This window comes from Serratia sp. CY84636 (assembly GCF_052166245.1).
Lineage (GTDB): Bacteria > Pseudomonadota > Gammaproteobacteria > Enterobacterales > Enterobacteriaceae > Serratia > Serratia nevei.
Window position 1 is genome coordinate 1 of the sequence record NZ_JBJNOX010000030.1, and the last position, 5,211, is coordinate 5,211.

General features: G+C 63.3%; 5 protein-coding genes and 1 pseudogene. 3 read left to right on the forward strand and 3 right to left on the reverse strand.

What is annotated here, in order from left to right:
* On the forward strand, positions 1 to 1,133 hold a 1,133-nt coding region (locus tag ACJ8QI_RS25350), incomplete at its 5' end, for a Tn3 family transposase (RefSeq protein WP_123317929.1).
* A gap of 315 nt (positions 1,134 to 1,448) precedes the next feature.
* On the opposite strand, the gene tetR(A) is transcribed toward ACJ8QI_RS25350, so the two are convergent.
* Positions 1,449 to 2,099, reverse strand: a complete 651-nt coding sequence (gene tetR(A), locus ACJ8QI_RS25355) for a tetracycline resistance transcriptional repressor TetR(A) (RefSeq protein WP_000164043.1) — start codon at positions 2,097 to 2,099, stop codon at positions 1,449 to 1,451.
* Between the two features lie 105 nt (positions 2,100 to 2,204).
* Here tetR(A) and tet(A) point away from each other — a divergent pair, with 105 nt between their 5' ends.
* Positions 2,205 to 3,404, forward strand: coding sequence for a tetracycline efflux MFS transporter Tet(A) (tet(A), locus tag ACJ8QI_RS25360; RefSeq protein WP_000804064.1), 1,200 nt, complete (start codon positions 2,205 to 2,207; stop codon positions 3,402 to 3,404).
* Between the two features lie 31 nt (positions 3,405 to 3,435).
* On the opposite strand, the gene ACJ8QI_RS25365 is transcribed toward tet(A), so the two are convergent.
* A complete protein-coding gene (locus tag ACJ8QI_RS25365; protein WP_000058717.1) occupies positions 3,436 to 4,320 on the reverse strand; it encodes a DMT family transporter in 885 nt (294 codons plus the stop codon).
* A 137-nt stretch (positions 4,321 to 4,457) separates the two neighbouring features.
* Complete coding sequence (locus ACJ8QI_RS25370) at positions 4,458 to 4,850, reverse strand: cysteine hydrolase family protein (RefSeq protein WP_001351729.1); 393 nt, start codon at positions 4,848 to 4,850, stop codon at positions 4,458 to 4,460.
* Positions 4,851 to 4,853: 3 nt separating this feature from the next.
* Here ACJ8QI_RS25370 and ACJ8QI_RS25375 point away from each other — a divergent pair.
* Positions 4,854 to 5,211: pseudogene (locus ACJ8QI_RS25375) on the forward strand (Tn3 family transposase); the annotation flags it as partial.

The following is a 5,211-nucleotide window of genomic DNA, read 5'->3' on the forward strand; positions in this document are numbered from 1 at the left end:
CCGCAATCCTCGGTGATGCGATCAACCTCGGGCTGACCAAGATGGCCGAGTCGAGCCCCGGCCTGACCTACGCCAAGCTGTCCTGGCTGCAAGCCTGGCACATCCGCGACGAAACCTATTCGGCGGCCTTGGCCGAGCTGGTCAACCACCAGTATCGCCACGCCTTTGCCGCCCACTGGGGCGACGGCACGACCTCATCCTCCGATGGCCAGCGCTTCCGCGCGGGTGGCCGGGGCGAGAGCACCGGGCACGTCAACCCGAAGTACGGTAGCGAGCCGGGACGGCTGTTCTATACCCATATCTCCGACCAGTACGCGCCGTTCAGCACCCGCGTGGTGAATGTCGGCGTCCGCGATTCCACCTATGTGCTCGACGGCCTGCTGTACCACGAGTCCGACCTGCGGATCGAGGAGCACTACACCGACACGGCCGGCTTCACCGATCACGTCTTTGCCCTGATGCACCTGCTAGGCTTCCGCTTCGCGCCGCGCATCCGCGACCTCGGCGAAACCAAGCTGTACGTGCCGCAGGGCGTGCAAGCCTACCCGACGTTGCGCCCGCTGATCGGCGGCACCCTGAACATCAAGCACGTGCGTGCCCACTGGGACGACATCCTGCGCCTGGCCAGCTCGATCAAGCAGGGCACCGTCACCGCCTCGCTGATGCTGCGCAAGCTCGGCAGCTACCCGCGCCAGAACGGACTGGCCGTGGCCCTGCGCGAGCTGGGCCGGATCGAGCGCACGCTGTTCATCCTGGACTGGCTGCAAAGTGTTGAACTGCGCCGCCGCGTGCATGCCGGCCTGAACAAAGGTGAGGCGCGCAACTCGCTGGCCAGGGCGGTGTTCTTCAACCGCCTTGGGGAAATCAGGGATCGGAGCTTCGAGCAGCAGCGCTACCGGGCCAGCGGCCTCAACCTGGTGACGGCGGCTATCGTGCTGTGGAACACGGTGTACCTGGAACGCGCCACCCAGGGGTTGGTCGAGGCCGGCAAGCCGGTGGACGGCGAGCTGCTGCAATTCCTGTCGCCGCTGGGCTGGGAGCACATCAACCTAACCGGCGATTACGTCTGGCGGCAGAGCCGCAGACTGGAAGACGGGAAGTTTCGGCCCTTACGGATGCCCGGAAAACCTTAGCGTACGATTTTTTCCGAATTCTGCGGGCTCCCCTATCTCATCTGCGCAAGGCAGAACGTGAAGACGGCCGCGAGCGCCAGGCGCACGAGGCCGGCGCGCGGACCCGCGCCACGGCCCACGAGCGGACGCCGCAGCAGGAGCGCCAGAAGGCCGCCAGAGAGGCCGAGCGCGGCCGTGAGGCTTGGACGCTAGGGCAGGGCATGAAAAAGCCCGTAGCGGGCTGCTACGGGCGTCTGACGCGGTGGAAAGGGGGAGGGGATGTTGTCTACATGGCTCTGCTGTAGTGAGTGGGTTGCGCTCCGGCAGCGGTCCTGATCAATCGTCACCCTTTCTCGGTCCTTCAACGTTCCTGACAACGAGCCTCCTTTTCGCCAATCCATCGACAATCACCGCGAGTCCCTGCTCGAACGCTGCGTCCGGACCGGCTTCGTCGAAGGCGTCTATCGCGGCCCGCAACAGCGGCGAGAGCGGAGCCTGTTCAACGGTGCCGCCGCGCTCGCCGGCATCGCTGTCGCCGGCCTGCTCCTCAAGCACGGCCCCAACAGTGAAGTAGCTGATTGTCATCAGCGCATTGACGGCGTCCCCGGCCGAAAAACCCGCCTCGCAGAGGAAGCGAAGCTGCGCGTCGGCCGTTTCCATCTGCGGTGCGCCCGGTCGCGTGCCGGCATGGATGCGCGCGCCATCGCGGTAGGCGAGCAGCGCCTGCCTGAAGCTGCGGGCATTCCCGATCAGAAATGAGCGCCAGTCGTCGTCGGCTCTCGGCACCGAATGCGTATGATTCTCCGCCAGCATGGCTTCGGCCAGTGCGTCGAGCAGCGCCCGCTTGTTCCTGAAGTGCCAGTAAAGCGCCGGCTGCTGAACCCCCAACCGTTCCGCCAGTTTGCGTGTCGTCAGACCGTCTACGCCGACCTCGTTCAACAGGTCCAGGGCGGCACGGATCACTGTATTCGGCTGCAACTTTGTCATGCTTGACACTTTATCACTGATAAACATAATATGTCCACCAACTTATCAGTGATAAAGAATCCGCGCGTTCAATCGGACCAGCGGAGGCTGGTCCGGAGGCCAGACGTGAAACCCAACAGACCCCTGATCGTAATTCTGAGCACTGTCGCGCTCGACGCTGTCGGCATCGGCCTGATTATGCCGGTGCTGCCGGGCCTCCTGCGCGATCTGGTTCACTCGAACGACGTCACCGCCCACTATGGCATTCTGCTGGCGCTGTATGCGTTGATGCAATTTGCCTGCGCACCTGTGCTGGGCGCGCTGTCGGATCGTTTCGGGCGGCGGCCGGTCTTGCTCGTCTCGCTGGCCGGCGCTGCTGTCGACTACGCCATCATGGCGACGGCGCCTTTCCTTTGGGTTCTCTATATCGGGCGGATCGTGGCCGGCATCACCGGGGCGACTGGGGCGGTAGCCGGCGCTTATATTGCCGATATCACTGATGGCGATGAGCGCGCGCGGCACTTCGGCTTCATGAGCGCCTGTTTCGGGTTCGGGATGGTCGCGGGACCTGTGCTCGGTGGGCTGATGGGCGGTTTCTCCCCCCACGCTCCGTTCTTCGCCGCGGCAGCCTTGAACGGCCTCAATTTCCTGACGGGCTGTTTCCTTTTGCCGGAGTCGCACAAAGGCGAACGCCGGCCGTTACGCCGGGAGGCTCTCAACCCGCTCGCTTCGTTCCGGTGGGCCCGGGGCATGACCGTCGTCGCCGCCCTGATGGCGGTCTTCTTCATCATGCAACTTGTCGGACAGGTGCCGGCCGCGCTTTGGGTCATTTTCGGCGAGGATCGCTTTCACTGGGACGCGACCACGATCGGCATTTCGCTTGCCGCATTTGGCATTCTGCATTCACTCGCCCAGGCAATGATCACCGGCCCTGTAGCCGCCCGGCTCGGCGAAAGGCGGGCACTCATGCTCGGAATGATTGCCGACGGCACAGGCTACATCCTGCTTGCCTTCGCGACACGGGGATGGATGGCGTTCCCGATCATGGTCCTGCTTGCTTCGGGTGGCATCGGAATGCCGGCGCTGCAAGCAATGTTGTCCAGGCAGGTGGATGAGGAACGTCAGGGGCAGCTGCAAGGCTCACTGGCGGCGCTCACCAGCCTGACCTCGATCGTCGGACCCCTCCTCTTCACGGCGATCTATGCGGCTTCTATAACAACGTGGAACGGGTGGGCATGGATTGCAGGCGCTGCCCTCTACTTGCTCTGCCTGCCGGCGCTGCGTCGCGGGCTTTGGAGCGGCGCAGGGCAACGAGCCGATCGCTGATCGTGGAAACGATAGGCCTATGCCATGCGGGTCAAGGCGACTTCCGGCAAGCTATACGCGCCCTAGGAGTGCGGTTGGAACGTTGGCCCAGCCAGATACTCCCGATCACGAGCAGGACGCCGATGATTTGAAGCGCACTCAGCGTCTGATCCAAGAACAACCATCCTAGCAACACGGCGGTCCCCGGGCTGAGAAAGCCCAGTAAGGAAACAACTGTAGGTTCGAGTCGCGAGATCCCCCGGAACCAAAGGAAGTAGGTTAAACCCGCTCCGATCAGGCCGAGCCACGCCAGGCCGAGAACATTGGTTCCTGTAGGCATCGGGATTGGCGGATCAAACACTAAAGCTACTGGAACGAGCAGAAGTCCTCCGGCCGCCAGTTGCCAGGCGGTAAAGGTGAGCAGAGGCACGGGAGGTTGCCACTTGCGGGTCAGCACGGTTCCGAACGCCATGGAAACCGCCCCCGCCAGGCCCGCTGCGACGCCGACAGGATCTAGCGCTGCGTTTGGTGTCAACACCAACAGCGCCACGCCCGCAGTTCCGCAAATAGCCCCCAGGACCGCCATCAATCGTATCGGGCTACCTAGCAGAGCGGCAGAGATGAACACGACCATCAGCGGCTGCACAGCGCCTACCGTCGCCGCGACCCCGCCCGGCAGGCGGTAGACCGAAATAAACAACAAGCTCCAGAATAGCGAAATATTAAGTGCGCCGAGGATGAAGATGCGCATCCACCAGATTCCCGTTGGAATCTGTCGGACGATCATCACGAGCAATAAACCCGCCGGCAACGCCCGCAGCATCGCGACCGTCATCGGTGAGAAGTTCGGCAGGTATTGGGTGGTGACAATGTAGGTGCTGCCCCAAATGGCAGGTGCTATCGCTGTGAACAATAAATCGGGCGTGCGTAATGACATGCGATTACAAGACCTCCGCTACGGCGATGGGTTTTTGAGAGTTGCAGGCGCCGCGATGACCGCACCCTGACTTGGACTGGCCCTGCCTCGCACCAATCCACCTGCGGCTATGGCCGCGATCATGCGAGGCCCGAAAATTACACGACCTGTACACGTCCGCCGAACCCGGAACGCAACAGAGCTTCGTGGGCATCCCGATCCGGGTCGTAGCAGCAGTCCTGGACCAAACGCACGTCGTAGTCCGCATCACTAGCCCAGGCGACGCTTGAAAGAACAACGCCGGTGGTGCTTATCCCGGCCATGACAAGCGTGCTTACGCCGCGCGTCCGAAGGTCGGCGTCGAGCGCCGTGCCATAAAAGACGCTGGCTCGCGGACATGCATAGAAAAGGTCGCCCCGTTCGATCGCAAGCCCTTCGACGGGCAGACCGGTGCGAAATCGTCCGCTCGGGAGATACGGTGAGATTTGGCGATTCGTCGCCGGCGGCGCATGTTCATACTCTTCGCCGAGCGAAAAGTTGGGGAACAGCACGGGCCGGCCGCGCAAGGCGTGCTGGCAGCCGTGCAGACCCTGCGTGAGATGAACGCCGACAACCTGCGCAAGGTGCCGGCCGATGCACCCACGGCCTTCATCAAGCCGCGCTGGAAGCCGCTGGTGATCACCCCGGAAGGCCTCGACCGGAAATTCTACGAAATCTGCGCCCTGTCCGAGCTGAAGAACGCCCTGCGCTCCGGCGACATCTGGGTCAAGGGCTCGCGGCAGTTCCGCGACTTCGACGACTACCTGCTGCCGGCCGAGAAGTTCGCCGCACTCAAGCGCGAGCAGGCCCTGCCCCTGGCGATCAACCCGAACAGCGACCAGTACCTGGAAGAGCGTTTGCAGCTGCTGGACG